Source organism: Enterobacter cloacae complex sp. I1M (assembly GCF_014982425.1).
Lineage (GTDB): Bacteria > Pseudomonadota > Gammaproteobacteria > Enterobacterales > Enterobacteriaceae > Enterobacter > Enterobacter intestinihominis.
The window spans coordinates 15,054-39,762 of sequence record NZ_JADCLG010000045.1 but is presented as its reverse complement, the minus strand read 5'-3'; the positions used below and the strand labels follow the sequence as shown (position 1 = coordinate 39,762).

Genomic DNA, 24,709 nt, shown 5'->3' with positions numbered 1-24,709 from the left:
GGTTGTGTAAAAAGGAGTACAGCCTGGTATGGTTTCAACATCTTCTTCTGCCCCACGTAGCGGGGTCTGGTACTTTTCTCAGGGCTGGAAACTGGTCTCCCTGCCGGGCATTCGACGCTTCGTTGTTTTGCCGTTACTGATCAACATTATTCTGATGGGGGGCGCGTTCTGGTGGCTGTTCACCAGACTGGAAAGCTGGATCCCTTCCCTGATGAGCTATGTGCCGGACTGGTTACAGTGGTTGGACTACCTGCTCTGGCCGATTGCGGTTATCTCCGTGCTGCTGGTTTTCGGCTATTTCTTTTCGACGATAGCTAACTGGATAGCCGCGCCGTTCAACGGTCTGCTGGCCGAACAGCTGGAAGCGCGCCTGACCGGTGCGGCGCCGCCTGACACGGGCGTACTGGGGATCGTGAAAGATGTCCCCCGCATCATGAAGCGCGAATGGCAGAAGTTTGCGTGGTACCTGCCGCGGGCGATTGTGCTGCTCATCCTTTATTTTGTACCCGGGATCGGCCAGACGGTCGCACCCGTGCTGTGGTTCCTGTTCAGCGCCTGGATGCTTGCTATCCAGTACTGTGATTATCCGTTCGATAACCACAAAGTGCCGTTTAAAGAGATGCGCACTGCCCTGCGCACTCAGAAGGTTGCCAATATGCAGTTTGGTGCCCTTACCAGCCTGTTCACCATGATCCCTTTCCTGAATCTGTTCATCATGCCCGTTGCCGTTTGCGGCGCGACGGCGATGTGGGTGGACTGCTACCGTGCTAAGCACGCGTTATGGAAGTAATGCAAAAATGTGTAAAAGAGGGGTGGCTTATGCCGCTCCTTATTCCATACTGATCCCCATTATTTCCTTGCAGCATATAGATATGCGATTTCCTTACTTCCCCATACTTGTTCAACAGGTATGCTGGGTCGGTATCCCAATTTCATACAGTTAAGGACAGGCCATGAGTAAGATTTATGAAGACAACTCGCTGACTATCGGTCATACGCCCCTGGTTCGACTGAACCGTATCGGTAATGGACGCATTCTGGCGAAGGTCGAATCTCGTAACCCAAGCTTCAGCGTTAAATGCCGTATCGGTGCGAATATGATTTGGGATGCTGAAAAGCGTGGCGTGCTGAAACCTGGCGTTGAGCTGGTTGAACCCACCAGCGGCAATACCGGTATCGCCCTGGCCTATGTTGCGGCGGCGCGCGGCTATAAGCTGACGCTGACTATGCCTGAAACCATGAGTATTGAGCGCCGTAAGCTGCTGAAAGCGTTGGGTGCGAATCTGGTCCTCACGGAAGGCGCGAAAGGCATGAAGGGCGCGATTCAGAAGGCCGAAGAAATCGTCGCCAGCGATCCTGCAAAGTATCTGCTGCTCCAGCAGTTCAGCAACCCGGCCAACCCGGAAATTCATGAGAAAACCACCGGCCCGGAAATCTGGGAAGATACCGACGGTCAGGTTGATGTGTTCATCTCCGGCGTAGGCACCGGCGGTACGCTGACCGGGGTGTCTCGCTATATTAAAGGCACGAAAGGTAAAAAAGATCTGATTACCGTTGCCGTTGAGCCAACCGACTCTCCGGTTATCGCTCAGGCGCTGGCAGGCGAAGAGATCAAACCAGGTCCGCACAAAATCCAGGGTATCGGGGCTGGCTTTATTCCAGGCAACCTCGATCTGAAGCTGATCGATAAAGTGGTCGCCATCACCAATGAAGAAGCCATCTCCACGGCGCGTCGCCTGATGGACGAGGAAGGCATTCTGGCGGGTATCTCTTCCGGTGCGGCGGTTGCTGCAGCTCTCAAACTGCTGGAAGACGAAACCTTTACCAACAAGAATATTGTGGTTATCCTACCGTCTTCGGGTGAGCGTTACTTAAGCACAGCACTGTTTGCCGATCTGTTCACAGAGAAAGAACTGCAACAGTGATGCCAGCATGTTAAAAACGCGTAAAAAAGCACCTTTTCAGGTGCTTTTTTGTGGCCTGCTTCAAAGTTTTACCCCTCCTGGCATTGCTTCACCCCGTTGGGTCTGGTATTTAAACCAGCAATTATTTTGATGCGCGAAATTAATCGGTGAACGAAATAGCGCTGCTGAATCGATTTTATGATTTGGTTCAAGTCTTGCTTTCACTGCATAATGTTTAATGACGATTGAAACGTCAGCGCTAACTATACAGGCTAAAGTTAAGTCGCCAGGCTAGACTTTAGTTCCACAACACTAAACCTATAAGTTGGGGAAATACAATGTTCCAGCAAGAAGTTACCATTACCGCTCCGAACGGTCTGCACACCCGCCCTGCTGCTCAGTTTGTTAAAGAAGCGAAAGGCTTCACTTCTGAAATCACTGTGACTTCCAACGGCAAAAGCGCTAGCGCAAAAAGCCTGTTCAAGCTGCAAACTCTGGGTCTGACTCAGGGTACCGTTGTTACCATCTCCGCTGAAGGTGAAGACGAGCAGAAAGCAGTTGAGCATCTGGTTAAGCTGATGGCTGAACTCGAGTAAGTTTACCGGGTTCTTTTCAATATCAGTCACAAGTAAGGTAGGGTTATGATTTCAGGCATTTTAGCATCCCCGGGTATCGCTTTCGGCAAAGCATTGCTGCTGAAAGAAGACGAAATCGTCATTGACCGGAAAAAAATTTCTGCCGACAAGGTTGATCAGGAAGTTGAACGTTTTCTGAGCGGTCGTGCCAAGGCATCTGCGCAACTGGAAGCGATTAAAACTAAAGCTGGCGAAACTTTCGGTGAAGAAAAAGAAGCCATCTTCGAAGGGCACATTATGCTGCTCGAAGATGAGGAGCTGGAGCAGGAAATCATAGCCCTGATTAAAGATAAAGGCATGACGGCCGACGCGGCTGCGCATGAAGTTATCGAAGGTCAGGCAACTGCCCTGGAAGAGCTGGACGATGAATACCTGAAAGAGCGTGCGGCTGACGTACGTGACATCGGTAAGCGCCTGCTGCGCAACATCCTGGGTCTGGCCATCATCGATCTGAGCGCGATTCAGGACGAAGTCATCCTGGTTGCCGCTGACCTGACCCCGTCTGAAACCGCACAGCTGAACCTGAACAAGGTGCTGGGTTTCATTACTGATGCAGGTGGACGTACCTCCCACACCTCTATCATGGCGCGTTCTCTGGAGCTGCCAGCCATCGTGGGTACCGGTAGCGTCACCTCCCAGGTGAAAAACGACGACTATCTGATTCTGGATGCCGTAAACAACGTGGTTTACGTCAACCCAACTAACGATGTGATCGAGCAGCTGCGTTCCGTTCAGGAGCAGGTTGCTACCGAGAAAGCGGAACTCGCTAAACTGAAAGATCTGCCAGCCATCACGTTGGACGGCCATCAGGTTGAAGTGTGCGCTAACATCGGTACCGTACGTGACGTTGACGGCGCTGAGCGCAACGGTGCGGAAGGTGTAGGTCTGTATCGTACTGAATTCCTGTTCATGGACCGCGACGCCCTGCCAACGGAAGAAGAGCAGTTTGCAGCGTACAAAGCGGTTGCGGAAGCGTGCGGCTCGCAGGCCGTTATCGTCCGCACCATGGATATCGGTGGCGACAAAGAGCTGCCGTACATGAACTTCCCGAAAGAAGAGAACCCGTTCCTGGGCTGGCGTGCCGTACGTATCGCCATGGATCGCAAAGAGATCCTGCGTGACCAGGTTCGCGCTATCCTGCGTGCATCCGCTTTCGGTAAGCTGCGCATCATGTTCCCGATGATCATCTCTGTTGAAGAAGTGCGTGCACTGAAGAAAGAGATTGAAATCTACAAGCAGGAACTGCGTGACGAAGGTAAAGCATTTGACGAGTCAATCGAGATCGGCGTGATGGTGGAAACACCGGCAGCCGCGACCATTGCACGTCATTTAGCCAAAGAAGTTGATTTCTTTAGTATCGGTACCAATGATTTAACGCAGTACACCCTGGCAGTTGACCGTGGTAATGATATGATTTCACATCTCTACCAGCCAATGTCGCCGTCTGTACTGAATTTGATCAAGCAAGTTATTGATGCTTCTCATGCAGAAGGTAAATGGACTGGCATGTGTGGTGAGCTTGCAGGCGACGAACGTGCTACACTTCTGTTGCTGGGTATGGGTCTGGACGAATTCTCTATGAGCGCCATTTCCATCCCGCGCATCAAGAAGATTATCCGTAACACGAACTTCGAAGATGCGAAGGTATTAGCAGAGCAGGCTCTTGCTCAACCGACAACGGACGAGTTAATGACGCTGGTTAACAAGTTCATTGAAGAAAAAACAATCTGCTAATCCACGAGATGCGGCCCAAATTACTGCTTAGGAGATAAGTCTAATGGGTTTATTTAGTAAACTGTTCGGTGACAAAAGCAATAGCGACTCCGGAACTATTGAGATTGTTGCTCCGCTCTCCGGCGAGATCGTCAATATCGAAGACGTGCCGGATGTAGTGTTTGCTGAGAAAATCGTTGGTGATGGCATTGCTATCAAACCAACTGGCAACAAAATGGTTGCTCCAGTTGACGGTACCATTGGTAAGATTTTTGAAACCAACCATGCGTTCTCTATCGAATCCGATAGCGGTATCGAACTGTTCGTTCACTTCGGTATCGACACCGTTGAACTGAAAGGCGAAGGCTTCAAACGTATCGCGGAAGAAGGCCAGCGTGTTAAAGTTGGCGACCCTGTAATTGAATTCGATCTGCCACTGCTGGAAGAAAAAGCGAAGTCTACCCTGACTCCGGTTGTTATCTCCAACATGGACGAAATCAAAGAGCTGATCAAACTGTCTGGCAGCGTTACCGTGGGTGAAACCCCGGTTATCCGCATCAAGAAGTAATTCTTGCCGCACGGTAAAATGGCGCCTTCGGGCGCCATTTTTGTTTATGCAGGCAGAATAAGCTCGTCGTAGCCTTTCGACTGCGTATAGATCATCACGTCAGTCACCCTGTCGCCCGCCATGCGAATGGCGTCGGCCACGGTTTTACCGCCGACGATACCGCTCACCAGCTCCGAACAGAACAGATCCCCCGTCCCTTTCAGGTCCGTCTCAACGCGCGGGTGTGCGCTTACGGTAACGCCCTCCTCGCTCACCAGCACGACGTGGATATTTTGCGGATCGTCAGCCACTGGCGCGCTGGTGATCGCCACCCATTTAAGCGTGTCAGACAGCAGTCCCTGCGCGGCGGCAATGGCGCTCTCCGGCGTACGGCACGGTTTGCCGCTCAGCACTTCCAGCTCAAACACGTTGGGCGTAATGCCCTGGGCCAGCGGGAGCAGGTGCTCACGGTAGGCTTCAGGAATATCCGGCTTCACGTACATCCCGCTGTCGATGTCTCCGATTACCGGGTCGACCAGCACCAGCAGATCGGGATGTTGCACTTTGATCGCCTTCAGCCACTGCGCCAGCAGCACGATCTGGCTGGCGCTGCCCATATAGCCGGTAGTGACTGCTTTAAGCTCGCGCAGGATCTCGCGCTCTTCCAGCGCCTTCAGGTAGCCGCTGAACCACTCGTCCGGGATCACCCCGCCGTAGAAGGTGTCGTAGTGTGGCGTATTGCTGAACAGCACCGTCGGCACGGCGGTAACGTTCAGTCGATGGGTGCGAATATTTGGCACCGCGATGCTGTTTCCCACACTGCCGTACACCACCTGCGACTGAACGGCGACAATATCGGTTTGCTGCGCCCGGGTGTTATCCCGGAATAAAATCATCTCCATGACGCTTAAATCCCCGCCCCCTGCGAATAACTCTCTTCACCAAAGACGCCGGTCGACAGGTAGCGATCGCCGCGATCGCAAATAATCGCTACCACTACTGCACCCGGGTTTGCCTTAGCCACCCGAATCGCCCCCGCTACCGCGCCACCCGAACTGACGCCGCAGAAGATGCCTTCACGCACGGCCAGCTCACGCATGGTATTTTCCGCCTCGCGCTGATGAATATCCAGCACCTGGTCCACAAGCTGCGCATTAAAGATGCCCGGCATATACTCCGCGGGCCAGCGGCGAATGCCCGGAATACTGCTTCCCTCTTCCGGCTGGAGGCCGACAATCGTCACCGGCTGCTCCTGCTCGCGCAGAAAACGTGACACACCGGTGATCGTGCCCGTGGTCCCCATGCTGGAGACAAAGTGGGTGATGCGCCCGCCGGTTTGCTGCCAGATTTCCGGGCCGGTGGTGGTGTAGTGCGCGTACGGGTTGTCCGGGTTATTAAACTGGTCGAGCAGCTTGCCTTCCCCGCGCTCCGCCATCGCTAACGCTAAATCTCGCGCCCCTTCCATCCCCTGCTCTTTGCTCACCAGAATCAGCTCGGCCCCGTAGGCACGCATGGCGGCACGGCGCTCCTGGCTCATGTTATCCGGCATCAGCAGCGTCATACGATAGCCTTTCAGGGCGGCTATCATCGCCAGTGCGATACCGGTGTTACCGCTGGTGGCTTCGATCAGCACGTCGCCGGGCTTTATTTCGCCGCGCTTTTCGGCCTGAACAATCATCGACAGCGCCGCCCGGTCTTTCACCGACCCCGCCGGGTTATTGCCTTCAAGTTTGACCCAGATTTCGCTGCCGTTGTCACACCCCATGCGCTGAAGTTTGACCAGAGGGGTGTTGCCGATGGTGTGTTCGAGTGTATTCACGATTTTTACTCAATAAAAAGCCCGGTAAGCATCACGCCACCGGGCGAAAAACATACTCAATAACCTATCAGGCTGACTCCGCCAGAGCAATATCCTCGCGCGTCTCGATGCGCTCGTTGCCATGATAAATGCGCGCGTGTTGCAGCCCCACAAACAGGCGTTCCCCCCGGTGCGGCGGCTCGTCGTCACGCATAACCACGGTCAGCGGCTCGGTGTACCAGCCCAGGGGCTGTACCACTAATTGGGTGTAGTGACCTTTAGGGCTAGCTTCCAGCACCTGCACCGGAAGCGGTGAGTCCAGGCTGGTACGGCGGCTGACGTCCACTTCCCACGGGCGCAGGAACAGATCCACCGGTCCCTGGTGCGCGGAGGTATACCCCAGCGGCCAGCGGTGCGCGCCAACGTGGAACTGACCGCCGCGAATAGTACCCTGAAGGCGGTTTACTTCCCCCATAAACTCCAGCACAAAGCGGGTCGCCGGTTCACGCCAGAGTTGCTCTGGCTCGTCAACCTGCTCAATGTTGCCCTGACTCATCACCACCACGCGGTCGGCTACTTCCATCGCCTCTTCCTGATCGTGGGTCACGAAAACGCTGGTGAACTGGAGTTCCTCATGAAGCTGACGCAGCCAGCGGCGGAGCTCTTTACGCACCTGCGCATCCAGCGCGCCAAACGGTTCGTCCAGCAGCAGGATTTGCGGTTCCACGGCTAACGCACGCGCCAGCGCCACGCGCTGTTTCTGCCCGCCAGAAAGCTGTGCCGGGAAGCGGTCCGCCAGATGAGCCAGCTGCACCATCTCCAGCAGTTTGGTCACTTTCGCTTTGATGGCGGCCGCATTCGGACGCTCACGACGCGGCAGTACGGTCAAACCAAACGCGATGTTGTCGAATACCGTCATGTGGCGGAACAGGGCGTAGTGCTGGAATACAAAACCCACTTTACGGTCGCGGGCATGCAAACGGCTTACGTCCGTACCGTGGAAGCGGATATGTCCGCTGGTCTGGTGCTCAAGCCCGGCGATAATACGCAGCAGCGTGGTTTTACCGGAGCCAGACGGCCCCAGCAGCGCCACCATTTGTCCGGAAGGGATATCCAGCGAGATATCATTCAGCACCTGGGTGCGACCAAAAGACTTCTTAATATTGGCAATCTCAATGCTCATGATTTCCCTCCTGATGCTGACGTTTTTCCTGATTCTCTAAACGCCACTGCACCACACTCTTCAAAAACAGGGTCAAAATCGCCATCAGCGTCAGTAACGCTGCGGCAGTAAAGGAACCGACGGTGTTGTAGTCCTGTTCCAGTAATTCAATCTGTAACGGCAGCGACAGGGTTTCGCCGCGAATCGAGCCGGATACCACCGACACCGCGCCAAACTCACCGATCGCACGGGCGTTGGTCAGTACCACGCCGTAAAGCAGTGCCCAGCGGATATTCGGCAGCGTGACGCGGCGGAACATCTGCCAGCCGGAAGCGCCGAGCAGCACCGCGGCTTCATCTTCATGGCTGCCCTGGCTGAGCATCACCGGCACCAGCTCGCGTACCACGAACGGACAGGTGACAAAGACGGTCACCAGCACCATCCCGGGCCAGGCGAACATGATCTGCAGGTCGTGTTCATCCAGCCAGCCGCCCAGCGGGCCATTGGAACCGTAGAAGAGCAGATAAACCAGACCCGCCACCACCGGTGACACCGCAAACGGGATATCCAGCAGGGTCAGCAGCAGCTGACGCCCCGGGAAGTTAAAGCGCGTTACCAGCCAGGCCAGCAATACGCCAAACACCAGATTCACCGGGACGGTGATCAGGGCAATCATGACCGTCAGCCAGATGGCGTGGAGCATGTCCGGATCGGCCAGGTTTTGCAGCGCGGGCATAATCCCTTTGCTGAAGGCCTGAACGAAGATGTACACCATCGGCACGACGAGAATGAATGCGGAGACCAGCACGCCGGTACCAATCAGAAACCATTTGCCCCAGTTGATGCGGGGCGCGTCATAGCGCTTCAATTGCGTAACTTCCGCCATCAGTGACCTACCACACGTCGACCAAAGCGACTTTGCAGAGTGTTAATCGAGAACAGCAGTAGCAGCGACGCGGCAAGGATCACCGAGGCAATCGCACTCGCGGCCGGATAATCAAACTCCTGCAAACGGACAAAAATCATCAGCGAGGTCACTTCGGTTTTCCACGCGATGTTCCCGGCGATAAAAATGACCGCGCCAAATTCACCGAGGCTGCGGGTAAAGGAGAGCGCGATACCCGCCAGCAACGCCGGAGAGAGTTCCGGCAGCACGACCTTGCGAAAACTCTGCCAGCGCGTGGCGCCGAGCGTTTCTGCGGCCTCTTCGTATTCGGGTCCTAACTCTTCCAGCACCGGCTGCACGGTACGTACCACAAACGGGATGCTGGTAAAGGCCATGGCCACCGCGATACCGAGCCAGGTATAGGTCACTTTGATATCAAACTTCGCCAGCCACTCACCGTAAAAGCCGTTCACGGAAAACAGCGACGCCAGCGTCAAACCGGCAACCGCCGTCGGCAGGGCAAACGGCAGATCCATCAGCGCGTCGAGCAGGGTGCGGCCCGGGAAGCGATAGCGAGTTAAGATCCACGCCATCAGCAGGCCAAACACGCCGTTAAAAATCGAGGCCACGAACGCAGACAGCAGGGTGACCTTGTAGGCCGCCACCACCTGCGGGTTAGTAATCACTTCCCAGTACTGGGACCAGCTCATCTCAGCGAGCTGCATCACCAGCGCGCTGAGCGGTAATAACAAAATCAGACAGACGAACAGCAGGCTGGTCCCGAGGCTTAAGGTAAAGCCCGGCAGCACACGTCTGGAGGATACTGCAAACATTACTTACGCCCCGCTGCCAGCAGTTTGTCCAACTCACCGCCGCTGACAAAATGCGTTTTCATGACCTCAGGCCAGGCGCCGAAATGATCTTCCACGCGGAACAGCTCGGTCTGCGGGAATTTGTCTTTCAGCTTGCTCATCACGTCCGGGTTGTTGACACGGTAGTAGTAGTCGGTGATAACGGTTTGCGCCTGCGGGCTGTACAGATAGTTCAGGTAGGCTTTCGCCGCCTTTTCTGTGCCGTTAGCCTTAACGTTTTTATCCACCCACGCCACCGGGAACTCGGCCAGAATGTTCGTTTTCGGGATAACCACTTCGAAGCCCTGCGCTTCGTACTGTTTACGAATATTGTTCACTTCGGATTCAAAGCTGATCAGTACGTCGCCCAGCCCGCGCTCGGCGAAGGTGGTGGTTGCGCCACGACCGCCGGTATCAAACACCTCAACGTTTTTCAGGAACTGGGTCATAAACTGTTCGGTTTTCGCTTTATCGTTACCGTCAGCTTTGTCCGCCGCGCCCCACGCCGCCAGATAGGTGTAACGTGCGTTGCCGGAGGTTTTCGGATTCGGGAAGATCAGCTTTACGTCTGAACGCACCAGGTCGTTCCAGTCGTGGATGTTCTTCGGGTTGCCCTTGCGCACCAGGAAGCCCATGGTGGAGTAAAATGGCGAACTGTTGTTCGGCAGGCGGCTTTGCCAGTTCGCCGGGATCAGTTTGCCTTTGTCGTGCAGGATCTGCACGTCCGTGACCTGGTTGTAGGTCACCACGTCCGCTTTCAGCCCCTGTAAAATGGCCAGCGCCTGCTTGGATGAGCCAGCGTGCGACTGCTTGATGGTCAGCTTGTCGCCGTTGTTCTCTTTCGCCCACTGCTGTTCAAATCCGGGATTAAGGGCGGCAAACAGCTCGCGCGAAACATCATAAGAACTGTTCAGCAACTCGGTTGCCTGCGCCTGCGCCACCAGCAGTAAACCTGCCAGTGCCAGCGATCCTTTTTTCAGTACAGTAACGGCCATTGCGCACCCTTATAAATGTGATGACTATCTTATAGTCATAATATTTATAACGGAGTCTAAAGGAGTAACGGTTTTATATACCGTTTGGTGATTTAGAAGCAGAAAAGGGAATAAGAGGTGCGGGAGAAATTGCCGGGTGGCGCTCACGCTTACCCGGCCTACGAATGGAGAGCGATTTACAACGCCAGCAGGCGCTCAACGGACGGCGCAAAGTAGTAGCCGCCGGTCACCGGGCGGGTGAAGCGCAGCATGGCGTCACGCTTACCGTCGGTATCGCCAAACATGCTCAGCAGCTGCTGTTCGATGTTGTAGAGGCGTGCGCAGTAAGCGCAGAAGTACAGGCCGTGCGTACCGCTCGCGGTGCCGTACGGCAGGCTCTGGCGAACAATCTTCAGCCCCTTACCGTCTTCTTTAAGGTCAACGCGGGACAGGTGGGAAGTGACCGGACGCGCATCGCCGTCAATCTCTTCATTGGCATCTTTGGTACGGCCAATCATCATCTCCTGGTCATGCACGCTCATGCGGTTAAGCTGCCTGAGGTTATGCTCCCAGCGCTGGACGAACACATAGCTGCCGCCCGCGTCCACGCCATCCTTGATTACAGCCACCTCGCGACGCGTCTCTTCCCCGGCCGGGTTTTCGGTGCCGTCGACGAAGCCGCTCAAATCGCGCTCTTCCACCCAGCGGAAACCGTGGATCTCTTCCTGCACGTCGATACTGTCACCAAAGGCCTCAATCGCAGCCTGAGCGACAGAAAAGTTCACGTCGTGACGCAGGGAGAGGATATGGATCAGAACGTCATACTGGGTGGCGGGCGCAAGACCTTTGCCATAAGGAATAAAGTCTTTCAGCTCTTCTGCGCCTTCGCCGCCGCTCAGATGACGCCAGACGGTGCTGCCAAAGGCAACCACCGCGCCCAGATGGGCTTCGGGGAATTTGGCCTGGAAGGTGGCCAGTTTATCAACGAAAACTTTGCTGGCCGCGCGCAGGGCATCCACGTCCCCTTTGACGTTGGCTTCAATCCAAATCGCCGCCCGGCAATGTTCTGGCAAAATGCCACTCTGAACCTGAGACATCGCTCCTCCTGAAGAAATAAAGATGCCACGACAGCGTGGCATTGATGGCGGCTATTATACCCGGATTTCAGCGAGGCGGCTTGCTCAGGCGCAAATTACTGCTGCCAGATAATTTTGCTCACTTTCCACTTTTTCAGGGTGTCGTCAGACGGCATTAACCCTTCCGGACCGTTCCAGGTGCCGCTGAACACATAGCTAATATGCTGGCTGCCGTCGGCCTTACACTCGACCGCCACACTCTCCTCCGATGGCACACTGGCACAGTGGCCAAACGCTTTCTGATAGAGTTCGCCAAACGGCGTTCCCACCATCACGCCACCTGAGGTCGGGATCTCTTCATCCATCACCGCAATGCGGTTGACCGTACCTTTATCGCCGTTGATGACCATTGCCACTTTGTCATCTTTCAACGCTTCGAAATAGCGCACGATGTTGCCGTTCTCGGTTTTCATGCCGCTGCGCAGGCGATAATCACTGCCGATGGCATCCTGAATGGCATCCTGATCCAGCGCCGTCGAGGCGGTGATTTTGCCCACGCCCTGCTCGGTCACTTCCATTGAGGATCCAAACCAGTTCCACGGATAGGCCGCAGACCAGTTGATGGATGAGAGCGTGGAACAGCCGGTTAACGCCAGCGGGAGAGCGCATAAAAGTAAACGCAGCGATTTCATTGAGACGTCCTTACGTAGTAAATCAACGCTTGTTGGAGTGCAGTATCGACAAAAAGTGCCGTTTTAATCTGGCTCTTGCGTAAAACAGGCGCGTAAACGGGGATTCGTGACCAGCCACAGCAGCGCGACGATATCCGCCACCACCAGTGCAATCCCGATACCCGAAAGCGGCTCGCCGTACAGCCAGAGCAAGGGTTGCCAGACCAGAAGCACAAACTGCGCCAGGATCAACAGCCAGCGAAGCGCGTGCCAGAAGCGCGGAATGGCTTGCCGCCGTCCGCTGCACAGAAACGCCAGGACCGCCGGTACGCCCGGCAGTAACCCCAGCCAGAACGCATCGTGATCGGGATAAAAGAGATTCAGTAACGTATCGCCCTGCCCGCGCGACGCGCCAGCCATCACGAACAGCACCCAGGTGCGGGCCTGCAACAGCAGAACGCACCAGAACAAAAAAGGCAGACGCAGACGACCGTGAACGTCGTAGTCGCCAGGGTGGAACTCAGTACTCTTCATCTTCGATCAGGCGCTTACCCAGCGTCAGTACATCCGCGTGCTCGTAGCCCAGACGTTCATACATGCCCAGCACCACGTCGTTATCTTCCCGGACCATAATCTGGATTTTCGGGCAGCCACGGGCGATCAGTTTCTTTTCCAGACGGTTAAGCAGCGCGTTGGCGATGCCGCGCGCGCGGTATTCCGGGTGCACGCCCAGATAGTAGGCCGAGCCGCGGTGGCCGTCGTACCCACCCATCACCGTCCCGACCACTTCGCCGTTGACCTCAGCGACCAGAAACAGACTGACGTCGTGATTCACCTTCCGTTCGATGTCCATTTCCGGATCGTTCCACGGACGCAGCAGATCGCAGCGCTCCCAAAGGGTGATCACCTCTTCGAAATCTTCCTGGCGAAAAACGCGTATCTCCATGGTATTAACCGCCTTTTCGGGTTTAAAAACAGTGATTATGGCGTGAACAGGGCGTTTAGCCAATAACCGGGGAAAAACTCGCCAAAATTTGGCATAATGTCACTTTGTCACGTATTGAAATGAAAAGTAAAACAATTCTCAATAAGGACTGTCGTAACGGGAAACACGATACGATATAACACCAGGACCCCAATTTTTACAATTCAGGCCGCATGAGCACATTCAAACCATTAAAAGCACTCACATCGCGTCGTCAGGTTCTCAAAGCGGGGCTGGCGGCCTTAACGTTATCGGGTATCGCAAAGCAGGCTCAGGCAAAAGAAGAGAGCACGCTTAAAACCAGTAACGGACACAGCAAGCCGAAAACCAAAAAAGCTGGCGCAAAGCGTCTGGTCATGCTCGATCCTGGCCACGGCGGGATCGACACCGGCGCCATTGGCCGAAACGGGTCGAAAGAAAAACACGTCGTGCTGGCAATTGCAAAAAATGTACGCGCAATTTTACGCAGTAACGGTATTGACGCCCGCCTGACGCGCACGGGCGACACGTTTATCCCGCTGTACGATCGCGTGGAGATTGCCCACAAGCACGGCGCAGATCTGTTTATGTCCATTCACGCGGATGGCTTCACAAACCCTTCCGCCGCAGGCGCCTCGGTATTTGCGCTCTCCAACCGTGGCGCCAGTAGCGCCATGGCGAAATACCTCTCCGATCGCGAAAACCGGGCGGATGAAGTGGCCGGGAAAAAAGCCACCGACAAAGACCATCTGTTACAGCAGGTTCTGTTTGATCTCGTGCAGACCGATACCATCAAAAACAGCCTGACGCTCGGCTCGCATATCCTCAAACGTATTAAGCCCGTGCACCGTCTGCACAGTAAAAGCACCGAGCAGGCCGCGTTTGTGGTGCTGAAGTCACCGTCTATTCCGTCCGTGCTGGTGGAAACCTCGTTCATTACCAACCCGGAAGAAGAGCGTTTACTCGGCACTAAGGCGTTTCGTCAGAAGATCGCGAACGCCATCGCCTCCGGGGTCATCAGTTATTTCAACTGGTTCGATAATCAAAAAGCGCACTCCAGGAAACGTTGATGAAACCGAATGCACAGCTGGTCAAAACTTTCCTGATGCAGCTCCAGGACGCGATTTGCCAGAAACTGACCGCCGCAGACGGCGGTGAATTCCATGAAGACACCTGGCAGCGCGAAGCGGGCGGCGGCGGGCGCAGCCGCGTGCTGCGTAACGGCGGTATTTTTGAACAGGCCGGGGTCAACTTCTCCCACGTCCACGGTGATGCAATGCCAGCGTCCGCCACGGCGCATCGGCCTGAACTGGCGGGCCGCAGCTTCGAGGCCATGGGCGTCTCGCTGGTGGTGCATCCGCATAACCCGTTTGTGCCAACCAGCCACGCCAACGTGCGCTTTTTCATCGCGGAAAAACCGGGAGCCGATCCGGTCTGGTGGTTTGGCGGCGGTTTCGACTTAACGCCTTACTATGGCTTCGAAGAGGACGCCGTGCACTGGCACACCACCGCGCGCGACCTCTGTCTGCCGTTTGGCGAAGACGTTTACCCGAAATACAAAAAGTGGTGCGATGACTATTTTTATCTGAAGCACCGCGACGAGCAGCGCGGCATCGGCGGGCTGTTCTTTGACGATCTCAATACCCCGGATTTTGATACCGCGTTCAGCTTTATGCGCGCGGTGGGTGAAGGCTTTACCGACGCCTATCTTCCGATTGTCGAACGCCGCAAAGACACCGACTACGGCGTGCGCGAGCGTGAGTTCCAGCTTTATCGTCGCGGGCGGTACGTGGAGTTCAACCTGGTGTGGGATCGCGGGACGCTGTTCGGCCTGCAGACCGGCGGACGCACGGAGTCGATTCTGATGTCGATGCCGCCGCTGGTGCGCTGGGAGTACAGCTACGCGCCAAAAGAAGGCAGCCCGGAGGCTGCCTTGAGTGAGTTTATTAAGGTTCGGGACTGGGTTTAACCCTTACCCCTCACCCCGGCCCTCTCCCCAAAGGGGCGAGGGTGAAAAGACGGCTCAGAGCAGTCCCCTCTCCCCTATGGGGAGAGGGTTAGGGTGAGGGGCGAGGGCAATCAATTACAGCGGCTGCGTCTGCGCCTCAACCACCGCCAGCGCCACCATGTTGACGATACGACGCACGGAGGCAATCGGCGTTAACACATGCACCGGTTTTGACACCCCCATCAGCACTGGCCCTACGGTCACCCCTTCAGAACTCGACACGCGCAGCAGGTTGTAGCTGATACGCGCCGCTTCCACGTTCGGCATAATCAGCACGTTCGCCGAGCCTTTCAGCGGACTGTCCGGCATACGTTCATTACGAATACTCTCCACCAGCGCGGCGTCGCCGTGCATCTCGCCGTCGATCATCAGCTCCGGCGCACGCTCGCGCACCAGGTCCAGCGTCTGGCGCATTTTGCACGCCGCCGCGGATTTGGATGACCCGAAGTTTGAGTGCGACAGCAGCGCCACTTTCGGCTCGATACCAAAGCGGCGCACGGTTTCCGCCGCCATCACGGTGATTTCCGCCAGTTCGTCCGGGGAGGGATCGTCGTTGACGTAGGTATCGGCGATAAAGGTGTTACCGCTTGGCAGCAGCAGCGCGTTCATTGCGCCGGCAGTATGGACGCCCTCGCGATAGCCGAAGATCTCCTGTACCACGCTGAAATGCTCATGGTACTCGCCGATGGTGCCGCAGATCAGCGCATCCGCCTCACCGCGATGAACCATGATCGCGCCGATCACCGTGGTGTTGCTGATCACCGCCCGCTGCGCCTGCTCCTGGGTGATCCCGCGACGCTTCATGATCGAATAGTATTCGTTCCAGTACTCTTTGAAGCGCGGATCGGATTCGTTGTTAACGATCTCAAAGTCCACGCCCGGCTTTATTTGCAGGCCGAGCTTCTGAATACGCATCTCGATCACGCTCGGACGACCAATCAGGATCGGTTTCGCCAGCCCTAAGGTGATCAGCTCCTGCGTGGCATGCAGCACGCGCGCCTCTTCCCCTTCCGCCAGCACCACGCGCTTCGCGTCGGCGCGCGCCTGGGAGAAGATCGGCTTCATAAACAGGTTGGTTTTGTAAACGAACTCGGTGAGCTTATCGACGTAGGCGTCGAAATCCTGAATCGGACGCGTCGCCACGCCGGAGTCCATCGCCGCTTTGGCCACCGCTGGCGCGATCTTCACGATCAGACGCGGGTCAAATGGTTTAGGGATGATGTAGTCGGGGCCGAAGCTCAGATCCTGATCGCCGTAGGCGGAGGCCACCACTTCGCTCTGCTCGGCGTGCGCCAGCTCTGCGATAGCATGAACGGCAGCCAGCTTCATCTCTTCGTTGATCGCCGTGGCGCCGACGTCCAGCGCCCCGCGGAAGATGAACGGGAAGCAGAGCACGTTGTTCACCTGGTTCGGGTAGTCCGAACGTCCGGTGCAGATGATAGCGTCTTCACGCACCGCCTTCGCCAGCGGCGGCAGAATTTCCGGCTCCGGGTTCGCCAGGGCCAGGATCATTGGCGCGCGCGCCATCTTCTGCACCATCTCCTGGGTCAGCACTTTCGGGCCTGAACAGCCGAGGAAAATGTCAGCACCGTCAATCACGTCTTCAAGCGTGCGCTTGCCGTCGTCTTCCACCGCATAGGCCGCCTTGGTTTCCGCCATGTTTGGCTCGCGGTCTTTGTAGATCACGCCCTTGGAGTCGCAGACCACAATATTGTGCTTCTGCATGCCCAGCGCCACCAGCAGGTTCATACAGGCGATGGCCGCGGCGCCTGCGCCGGAGACCACCATGCGCACGTCGGAGAGATTTTTCTCCACCACGCGCAGGCCGTTCAGAATGGCGGCGGTACTGATAATCGCCGTGCCGTGCTGGTCGTCATGGAACACGGGAATGTTCATACGCTCGCGCAGCTTCTGCTCGATATAGAAACATTCCGGCGCTTTGATGTCTTCCAGGTTGATGCCGCCGAAGGTCGGCTCCAGCGCCGCCACCACGTTGATGAATTTATCCGGATCCAGTTCGTCCACTTCGATATCGAAGACGTCGATACCGGCAAATTTCTTAAACAGAACGCCTTTCCCTTCCATCACCGGCTTACCAGCCAGCGCACCGATGTTCCCTAACCCCAGCACCGCCGTACCGTTAGAGATAACGGCCACCAGGTTACCGCGCGCAGTGTATTTGTACGCTGCCAGCGGATCTTTTTCGATTTCCAGACACGGAGCAGCCACGCCCGGCGAGTAGGCCAGCGCCAGATCGCGCTGAGTCGCCAGCGGTTTGGTCGGGGATACCTGGATTTTACCCGGAACAGGAAACTCGTGAAAATCGAGAGCGCTTTGTTTTAACTGATCATCCATCTTGTTATTCCTTTCACGTTTCGGTCAAAAAGGGTGATGTCGACGTTCCTATGCACACCCTGGTGTGCCGCATAGTATCGCCGCAGGCAGGCTCCTAAACTTTGAAGGCTGCCAAACTCTCACCATTGCAGAATAAAAATTGTTATCAATTTATAACAGCCATGTTACCCGTCTCAGAAAGCAATGCCTCCCCCGTCTGCTATGCTTTTTTGTTAAGTCCATCATGATTTTCTCAGAAGTGTGAACTAACGCACTCGACTAACTCTTTTATTTCCAAGGAGTAATTATGAACCAGCTAGACGGCATCAAACAATTTACCACCGTGGTTGCAGACAGCGGCGACATCGAGTCGATTCGTCACTACCAGCCGGAAGACGCGACCACCAATCCCTCTCTGCTGCTCAAGGCGGCCGGTCTTGCGCACTTTAGTCATCTGATTGATGACGCCCTTGCCTACGGCAAACAGCGCGGGAAAACGCAGGAACATCAGGTCGCCGAAGCCAGCGACAAGCTGGCGGTCAATATCGGTGCGGAAATTCTTAAAAGCATACCGGGACGCGTCTCTACCGAAGTGGACGCCCGCCTCTCGTTTGACCAGGAAAAGAGCATCAACAAGGCCCGCCGCATAGTGGAACTCTACCAGGAGCAGGGAATCGATAAGTCACGCATTCTGATCAAGCTTGCGTCTACCTGGGAAGGCATCCGCGCGGCGGAAGTGCTGGAGAAAGAGGGGATCCACTGCAACCTGACGCTACTGTTCTCCTTCGCCCAGGCGCGTGCCTGCGCCGAAGCGGGCGTGTTCCTGATTTCACCGTTTGTCGGGCGTATCTACGACTGGTATCAGGCGAAACAGCCAATGGATCCGTACGTGGTGGAAGAAGATCCTGGCGTAAAATCGGTGCGTAATATCTACGATTATTACAAGCAGCATCGCTACGAGACCATCGTGATGGGGGCCAGCTTCCGCCGCACCGAGCAGATCCTGGCGCTCGCGGGCTGTGACCGTCTGACCATCTCTCCTGACCTGCTGAAAAAGCTTCAGGAGAGTGAAGAGACGGTGATCCGCAAGCTGGTACCGACCTCTACCGTTCTGCCAAAACCGAAACCCATGACCGAAGCGGAATTCCGCTGGGAGCACAATCAGGATCCGATGGCCGTGGAAAAACTGGCAGATGGCATCCGCCAGTTCGCCGTCGACCAGCGCAAACTCGAAGATCTTCTCGCCGCCAAACTTTAACCTTGCCACGGAGTGAACTATGTCCCGTAAAGAGCTCGCCAACGCCATTCGCGCCCTCAGCATGGATGCCGTACAAAAAGCCAATTCCGGCCACCCTGGCGCCCCCATGGGTATGGCTGATATTGCCGAAGTGCTGTGGAACGACTTCCTGAAGCACAACCCGACCGATCCGACCTGGTACGATCGCGACCGTTTTATTCTCTCCAACGGTCACGCCTCGATGCTGCTCTACAGCCTGCTGCACCTCTCCGGCTACGACCTGCCGCTTGAGGAGTTAAAAAACTTCCGCCAGCTGCACTCCAAAACGCCGGGCCACCCGGAGATCGGCTATACGCCGGGTGTTGAAACTACTACCGGCCCGCTGGGCCAGGGGCTGGCGAATGCCGTCGGCCTGGCGATTGCAGAGCGTACGCTGGCCGCGCAGTTCAACCAGCCCGACCACGAGATTGTCGATCACTACACCTATGTCTTTATGGGTGATGGCTGCCTGATGGAGGGGATCTCCCACGAGGTCTGCTCGCTGGCGGGCACCCTGGGGCTGGGCAAGCTGATTGGCTTCTACGATCACAACGGTATCTCCATTGACGGGGAAACCGAGGGCTGGTTTACCGACGACACGGCAAAACGCTTTGAAGCCTATCACTGGCACGTAGTGCACGAAATCGACGGTCACGATCCTGAGGCGGTGAAAAAAGCGATTCAGGAAGCGCAGAGCGTAAAGGACAAACCGTCCCTGATCGTCTGCCGCACCACCATCGGCTTCGGCTCGCCGAACAAAGCGGGTAAAGAAGAGGCGCACGGCGCGGCGCTGGGTGAAGAGGAAGTGGCGCTGACCCGCCAGAAACTGGGCTGGAAACACCCGGCCTTTGAGATCCCAAAAGAGATCTACAGGGCCTGGGATGCTCGCGAAACAGGTGAAAAAGCGCAGCAGGCCTGGAACGAGAAGTTTGCTGCCTACAAAAAAGCGTATCCGGAGCTGGCGGCCGAATTTAACCGCCGCATGAGCGGTAGCCTGCCGGAAGACTGGGAAGAGAAAACTCAGGCGCTGATTGAAAACCTGCAATCTAACCCGGCGAAAATTGCCACCCGTAAGGCGTCACAAAACACCCTGAACGCGATTGGCCCTGTCCTGCCCGAACTGCTGGGCGGCTCGGCGGATCTGGCGCCAAGTAACCTCACCATCTGGTCTGGCTCTAAATCCCTGAAGGAAGACATTGCCGGGAACTATATCCACTACGGCGTGCGCGAGTTCGGGATGACCGCCATTGCCAACGGTATCGCCCACCACGGCGGCTTCGTGCCGTACACCGCCACCTTCCTGATGTTTGTCGAATATGCCCGTAACGCGGCGCGTATGGCGGCCCTGATGAAGGCGCGGCAAATCATGGTGTATACCCACGACTCCATCGGACTGGGTGAAGATGGGCCGACGCACCAGGCGGTAGAGCAGCTGGCGAGCCTGCGCCTGACGCCAAACTTCAGTACCTGGCGTCCGTGCGATCAGGTTGAAGCGGCTGTGGGCTGGAAGCTGGCCGTAGAGCGCCATAACGGACCCACAGCGCTGATCCTGTCGCGCCAGAACCTGGCGCAGATCGAGCGCACGCCGGAGCAGGTGAAAAATATCGCCCGCGGCGGGTACATCCTGAAAGACAGCGGCGGTAAACCGGACGTGATCCTGATTGCCACCGGTTCAGAGGTGGAAATCACGGTAAAAGCGGCCGAGAAACTGACCGCCGAGGGTCACGCGGTGCGCGTAGTTTCCCTGCCTTCAACGGATATCTTTGATGCCCAGGATGAGGCATACCGCGAATCGGTGCTGCCTTCAAACGTCGCGGCACGCGTGGCGGTTGAAGCTGGCATTGCCGACTACTGGTACAAATATGTGGGTCTGAAAGGGGCGATTGTCGGCATGAAGGGTTATGGTGAATCCGCCCCGGCCGATAAGCTGTTCCCGTACTTCGGCTTTACCGTTGAGAATGTGGTGGAGAAGGCGCTGAGCGTGCTGTAGTGCAGTCTTCGTGCCCGGTGTCGGCTACGCCTTACCGGGCCTACAAATCGTAAAACGTAGGCCGGGTAAGCGACAGCGCCCTACCTTGTGATCCACAGCGTGGGCCAGGCATCTGGCCCATTCCAGTTATCGCAGCTTGGCTCTTCCGCGTAGCGCACCAGGCGGAAGCGCTGGCCGTTAAAACGCCAGCGGGTCTGGATCCCACAGTCGCCAATCCCGCGTCCCAGTGCCAGCGTGGTCAGCTCGCGCGTTTTTTCATCGAAGCTGGCATTCATCAGCTCCATGTCGCTACTCTGGCTGGAAGGGGTAAACGGCAGGCGCAATCTCACGCTTCTGGCAGCAAACGGTTTTTTACGCGACACCAGCCACGCCAGATCGACGGTGTTGTACGCCCCCGCCTCACAGCTGATGATCATCAGCGCTTTGTCATCGGTCAACGCGGTCACGCGCACTTCACGCCGGTTCGGATCGAGGGAGCACTGGCTGTGGTTCATGCGCCAGGTACCGTAATCCAGCAGATCGTTAAGTTCGTTATGCGTCAGCGGCGTTGGCGTGGGGTTCACCACTGCCACCTTTTTTAATGCCGGCGCAGGCGGCACGCTCAGCGGTGGACTATCCCCTTTTTTAATCCATGCCGTTTCACTTCCGACGCGTTTTTGCTGGGCATCAATAAACAGCAGCGCCGCTTTCAGACCGGCCAGAGAGATCGTTTGCTTCCCCTCGCGCAGGGTCAGCGCCTGCCCTTCCTGAATGGTTTTCAGAAACGTGGTGATGGTGCCCGTATCGTCTGTTTTAAGATGCCAGGGGGTTAACTGCCAGTGTTGCGACGTGAGCTGAAGCGGCACATTGTCGAGCAGCAGGCGCGGGGCAATGTCAGGCTCTTTCACCGGAGGCGTCGAAAGACCGCCGAGATCGATGCGCAGGCTGGCGTCTGTTTTTGCCCCCGCACTGCGGCTCAGCGTCATGACCAGACCGCGATGCTCGCCGGTGTTGCGCGCTACGCAGAAATTCTGGTTATTGCAGGTCACCTGCCAGTCTGAAAAAGACTGCTGCGCAGGCGCAGCCCACACCAAAGGTGCGGGAAGCACGCAAATGAAGAAGAGAAAAATAACGCAGTAGCGCATGAACGGCACAGCCCCGGAAACGAATAGGTCAATCTGGGGCGTATCTTCGTGCCCTGGGCGGGCTGGCTCAATCGGATTTATCGGATAGATTTATCTGAAATACAACTTATCACGCTACCGACGCAGCATTCATCAAACCGCTGGTTTGCAGATACTGCAACAGGATCACCGCTTTACCGTCGCGGATCTCGCCGCTTTTCACCATGTCGACAGCCTGAGCGAAAGGCATTTCCAGCACTTCAATGTCTTCATCGTCCACGCCACCGCCCCGGTGCGTGCGCTGGGCATCGGTGTACTCCGCAATGAAGAAGTGAACCAGCTCGGTAACCCCGCCAGGGGACATAAACAGCTCAAAGACTTTCTGCACCGCCCCCACCTCAAAGCCCGTCTCTTCAATGGCTTCTTTGCGGATACACACTTCCGGCTCATCGTCGTCCAGCAGACCTGCACAGGTTTCAATCAGACGTCCGTCCGCGTTGCCATTGACCCATGTCGCGATGCGAAACTGGCGGATCAGCACCACGCTTTGCTTTTCACGGTTATACAGCAGAATGGTTGCACCATTGCCCCGGTCGTAGACTTCGCGTTTATGGCGAATGACGTCCCCGCTCTTACGGGTGAGATCGTAAGTGATGTTACGCAGGACAAAGTAATTTTCAGAAAGGATTTTGTCTTTAATAACGGTAATGTTCAGGGACATACGGGCTCCACGGCAAAATGAGTCTGTTTATACTACGCCGTGATGCCCGCTTTGTCGCCCGTCTGCGTTAATGCATGTTGCGCGGCGGCACGCCAAGCCAGTCCATGATCCCCTGCGCGGCATGGCGCCCTTCCGCCATCGCGGTGACCACCAGATCCGCACCACGTACCGCATCACCGCCAGCAAAAATCTGCGGATTCGAGGTCTGGTAGCGATAACGGCTCTCCACGGAGGCCCTGATGCGCCCCCAGTCGTCGGTTTCAACGCCCTGCGCCTGAAGCCACGGCATGGCGTGCGGATTAAACCCAAACGCCATGATCACCGCATCCGCTGGCATGACAAACTCACTGCCCGCCACCGGGACAGGACGACGCCGCCCCTGCGCATCCGGCTCGCCCAGACGGGTGCGCAGCATCCGGATACCCTTGACCTTCCCGTCGTCATCCAGCGTGAGCTCAACCGGCTGGACATTAAATTCAAAGGCCGCGCCCTCTTCTTTCGCGTTTTTAACCTCTTTCTTTGAGCCCGGCATGTTGGCCTCGTCCCGCCGATAGGCGCAGGTTACTTTCGCCGCGCCATGTCGCAGCGCGGTGCGCACGCAGTCCATCGCCGTATCGCCCCCGCCCAGTACCACCACGTTTAACCCCTGCGTGTCAATAAACGGCTCGTCTGCGGCAGGATCAAGGCCCATCACATTCCGCGTATTTGCCACTAAAAACGGCAGCGCGTCGTACACGCCCGGCGCGTCTTCATGAGGGATACCTGCTTTCATGGAACGATAGGTCCCTACGCCGATGAACAGGGCATCGTAGTCGTTTTGCAGTTGGGCCATCGACACGTCTTTTCCCACCTCGCAGTTCAGCTCGAAGCGGATACCCATCGCGCTGAATATCTCTCTGCGCCGCGCTAACAGGGATTTATCCAGCTTGAAGGCCGGAATACCAAAGGTCAGCAATCCGCCGATTTCTGGATGGCGATCGTAGACCGTCACACCGATGCCGCTGCGCACCAGTACGTCGGCACAGGCCAGCCCTGCCGGACCGGCACCAATGATGGCGACGCGCTTACCGACCGGTGTAACGTGGCTGACGTCCGGCGTCCAGCCCATCGCCAGCGCCCGATCCGAGATATATCGTTCGATATTACCGATGGTTACCGCCCCTGACGCATCCCGCAGGGTGCAGGCGCCTTCACATAATCGATCCTGTGGACAGACGCGGCCGGTAATTTCCGGTAAACAGTTAGTCTGGTGAGAAAGCTCAGCCGCACCGATGATATCCCCCGCCCTGATCCGCTCAATCCACTGCGGAATATGGTTATGCAGCGGGCAGGTCCACTCGCAAATGCTGTGGTCGCCACATTTCAGGCACCGGGATGCTTCGCGCTGCGCCTGTTCCGGGCGAAACGGCAAGTAGATCTCGTTAAAATGGCCGGCGCGCGCGTCGGGGCTGAGCTTATCCGGCTCACCGCGCGCCGGGGTGTTTTGCATCTGTTGCCGTTTGGTTTGCGGAGGGGCTGATTGAACCGCCTCGCTGTGCCACGGCAGCGCGTCCAGCCTTGCGCTGCGCTGTCGGCGCTGTTTAACCAGCTTATCCAGCACGGCTGGGGTGGCGAGCGTAAGCACCTCCGCCGGGCAGTTTTCAACGCAGGCCGGGCCTTGCGGCCTTTCCAGGCAGAGGTCGCATTTGTGCGCCGAGGCCTTTACGCTGTCGTTTTCAAGCGGGGTGATCAGCATGTCCATCGTGCCAAACGGGCAGGCCACCACGCAGGCTTTACAGCCAATGCATTTTTGTTGATTGACCTGTACGCTGTCGCTGTGTTGCGTGATGGCTCCGTTCGGGCAGCTTTGCGCGCAGGGCGCATTTTCACAGTGGTGGCAGGTCACTGGGCTTTTTCGCAAGCCAGAGGTAAGGACCGTAATGCGGGGATGAAAATGGCGCTCGCTCAGCGCGTGCTGCTCCCCGTTGTGCGCCATCACACAGGCAACTTCGCAGGCGCGACAACCGATACACTGTTGAGCGTTGGCCATAATAAAACGATTCATAACAACACCTGTTTTTGGTTCAATAACCTTATTCTTTCTATTGTTATCGTAT

General features: G+C 56.5%; 23 protein-coding genes. 9 read left to right on the top strand and 14 right to left on the bottom strand.

Features of this window, described 5'->3' with window-relative positions; genetic code table 11:
* Positions 1-28 precede the first annotated feature (28 nt).
* The 5 genes from cysZ (at position 29) to crr (ending at position 4,820) form a co-directional block, all read left to right on the top strand.
* Positions 29-790: a sulfate transporter CysZ gene (cysZ, locus tag INF86_RS21665; RefSeq protein ID WP_022648944.1), complete on the top strand. Its 762-nt coding sequence runs from the start codon at positions 29-31 to the stop codon at positions 788-790.
* 163 nt (positions 791-953) lie between these two features.
* Positions 954-1,925 (top strand): cysteine synthase A, encoded by a 972-nt coding sequence (gene cysK / locus INF86_RS21660; protein WP_006811453.1) that lies wholly within the window; start codon positions 954-956, stop codon positions 1,923-1,925.
* A gap of 317 nt (positions 1,926-2,242) precedes the next feature.
* The gene (gene ptsH, locus INF86_RS21655) at positions 2,243-2,500 is read left to right on the top strand and encodes a phosphocarrier protein Hpr (RefSeq protein ID WP_000487600.1); all 258 of its coding nucleotides are present in this window, start codon (positions 2,243-2,245) and stop codon (positions 2,498-2,500) included.
* A 45-nt stretch (positions 2,501-2,545) separates the two neighbouring features.
* Positions 2,546-4,273, top strand: coding sequence for a phosphoenolpyruvate-protein phosphotransferase PtsI (gene ptsI / locus INF86_RS21650; protein ID WP_022648945.1), 1,728 nt, complete (start codon positions 2,546-2,548; stop codon positions 4,271-4,273).
* Positions 4,274-4,316: 43 nt separating this feature from the next.
* Complete coding sequence (gene crr / locus INF86_RS21645) at positions 4,317-4,820, top strand: PTS glucose transporter subunit IIA (protein WP_022648946.1); 504 nt, start codon at positions 4,317-4,319, stop codon at positions 4,818-4,820.
* 44 nt (positions 4,821-4,864) lie between these two features.
* Here the strand turns inward: crr and pdxK are convergent, their stop codons facing one another.
* From pdxK to INF86_RS21595, 10 genes are all read right to left on the bottom strand, one after another.
* On the bottom strand, positions 4,865-5,701 hold the full coding sequence (gene pdxK, locus INF86_RS21640; RefSeq protein ID WP_022648947.1) for a pyridoxine/pyridoxal/pyridoxamine kinase: 837 nt from the start codon (positions 5,699-5,701) through the stop codon (positions 4,865-4,867).
* 5 nt (positions 5,702-5,706) lie between these two features.
* Positions 5,707-6,618 (bottom strand): cysteine synthase CysM, encoded by a 912-nt coding sequence (gene cysM / locus INF86_RS21635; protein ID WP_193543920.1) that lies wholly within the window; start codon positions 6,616-6,618, stop codon positions 5,707-5,709.
* A 67-nt stretch (positions 6,619-6,685) separates the two neighbouring features.
* Entirely contained in the window at positions 6,686-7,780 is a 1,095-nt protein-coding gene (gene cysA / locus INF86_RS21630) for a sulfate/thiosulfate ABC transporter ATP-binding protein CysA (RefSeq protein WP_022648949.1), read from the bottom strand.
* A complete protein-coding gene (gene cysW, locus INF86_RS21625; RefSeq protein ID WP_003861305.1) occupies positions 7,770-8,645 on the bottom strand; it encodes a sulfate/thiosulfate ABC transporter permease CysW in 876 nt (291 codons plus the stop codon). Before cysW ends, cysA begins: the two co-directional genes overlap by 11 nt.
* Positions 8,645-9,478: a sulfate/thiosulfate ABC transporter permease CysT gene (gene cysT / locus INF86_RS21620; protein WP_022648951.1), complete on the bottom strand. Its 834-nt coding sequence runs from the start codon at positions 9,476-9,478 to the stop codon at positions 8,645-8,647. Before cysT ends, cysW begins: the two co-directional genes overlap by 1 nt.
* Positions 9,478-10,491: a sulfate ABC transporter substrate-binding protein gene (locus INF86_RS21615; protein WP_193543919.1), complete on the bottom strand. Its 1,014-nt coding sequence runs from the start codon at positions 10,489-10,491 to the stop codon at positions 9,478-9,480. The genes cysT and INF86_RS21615 overlap by 1 nt, the downstream gene beginning before the upstream one ends.
* Positions 10,492-10,667: 176 nt before the next feature.
* Positions 10,668-11,567 carry a Dyp-type peroxidase gene (locus tag INF86_RS21610; RefSeq protein ID WP_022648953.1) on the bottom strand — a complete coding sequence of 300 codons (900 nt, stop codon included), beginning with the start codon at positions 11,565-11,567 and terminating at the stop codon, positions 10,668-10,670.
* Positions 11,568-11,662: 95 nt separating this feature from the next.
* On the bottom strand, positions 11,663-12,238 hold the full coding sequence (locus INF86_RS21605; protein ID WP_193543918.1) for an RpoE-regulated lipoprotein: 576 nt from the start codon (positions 12,236-12,238) through the stop codon (positions 11,663-11,665).
* A gap of 63 nt (positions 12,239-12,301) precedes the next feature.
* Complete coding sequence (locus INF86_RS21600) at positions 12,302-12,751, bottom strand: DUF2919 domain-containing protein (RefSeq protein WP_193543917.1); 450 nt, start codon at positions 12,749-12,751, stop codon at positions 12,302-12,304.
* Complete coding sequence (locus INF86_RS21595; RefSeq protein WP_003861292.1) at positions 12,738-13,163, bottom strand: GNAT family acetyltransferase; 426 nt, start codon at positions 13,161-13,163, stop codon at positions 12,738-12,740. Before INF86_RS21595 ends, INF86_RS21600 begins: the two co-directional genes overlap by 14 nt.
* A 212-nt stretch (positions 13,164-13,375) precedes the next feature.
* On the opposite strand from INF86_RS21595, the gene amiA reads away from it, so the two are divergent.
* Positions 13,376-14,251 (top strand): N-acetylmuramoyl-L-alanine amidase AmiA, encoded by an 876-nt coding sequence (gene amiA / locus INF86_RS21590; protein ID WP_023306670.1) that lies wholly within the window; start codon positions 13,376-13,378, stop codon positions 14,249-14,251.
* On the top strand, positions 14,251-15,150 hold the full coding sequence (hemF, locus tag INF86_RS21585) for an oxygen-dependent coproporphyrinogen oxidase (RefSeq protein WP_032623816.1): 900 nt from the start codon (positions 14,251-14,253) through the stop codon (positions 15,148-15,150). The genes amiA and hemF overlap by 1 nt, the downstream gene beginning before the upstream one ends.
* Positions 15,151-15,264: 114 nt before the next feature.
* Here hemF and maeB read toward each other — a convergent pair whose 3' ends face one another.
* Complete coding sequence (gene maeB, locus INF86_RS21580; protein WP_058647009.1) at positions 15,265-17,544, bottom strand: NADP-dependent oxaloacetate-decarboxylating malate dehydrogenase; 2,280 nt, start codon at positions 17,542-17,544, stop codon at positions 15,265-15,267.
* 286 nt (positions 17,545-17,830) lie between these two features.
* On the opposite strand from maeB, the gene tal reads away from it, so the two are divergent.
* Positions 17,831-18,781 (top strand): transaldolase, encoded by a 951-nt coding sequence (gene tal / locus INF86_RS21575; protein WP_045621177.1) that lies wholly within the window; start codon positions 17,831-17,833, stop codon positions 18,779-18,781.
* 19 nt (positions 18,782-18,800) lie between these two features.
* The gene (tkt, locus tag INF86_RS21570; RefSeq protein ID WP_045621179.1) at positions 18,801-20,789 is read left to right on the top strand and encodes a transketolase; all 1,989 of its coding nucleotides are present in this window, start codon (positions 18,801-18,803) and stop codon (positions 20,787-20,789) included.
* A gap of 80 nt (positions 20,790-20,869) precedes the next feature.
* Here tkt and INF86_RS21565 read toward each other — a convergent pair whose 3' ends face one another.
* The 3 genes from INF86_RS21565 to aegA all read right to left on the bottom strand — a co-directional run bounded on the left by INF86_RS21565 (position 20,870) and on the right by aegA (position 24,657).
* On the bottom strand, positions 20,870-21,913 hold the full coding sequence (locus INF86_RS21565) for a DUF1176 domain-containing protein (RefSeq protein WP_154051476.1): 1,044 nt from the start codon (positions 21,911-21,913) through the stop codon (positions 20,870-20,872).
* A 109-nt stretch (positions 21,914-22,022) separates the two neighbouring features.
* Positions 22,023-22,613 carry a GDP-mannose pyrophosphatase NudK gene (gene nudK, locus INF86_RS21560; RefSeq protein ID WP_022648962.1) on the bottom strand — a complete coding sequence of 197 codons (591 nt, stop codon included), beginning with the start codon at positions 22,611-22,613 and terminating at the stop codon, positions 22,023-22,025.
* 67 nt (positions 22,614-22,680) lie between these two features.
* Positions 22,681-24,657, bottom strand: coding sequence for a formate-dependent uric acid utilization protein AegA (aegA, locus tag INF86_RS21555; protein ID WP_193543916.1), 1,977 nt, complete (start codon positions 24,655-24,657; stop codon positions 22,681-22,683).
* Between the last annotated feature and the right edge of the window lie 52 nt (positions 24,658-24,709).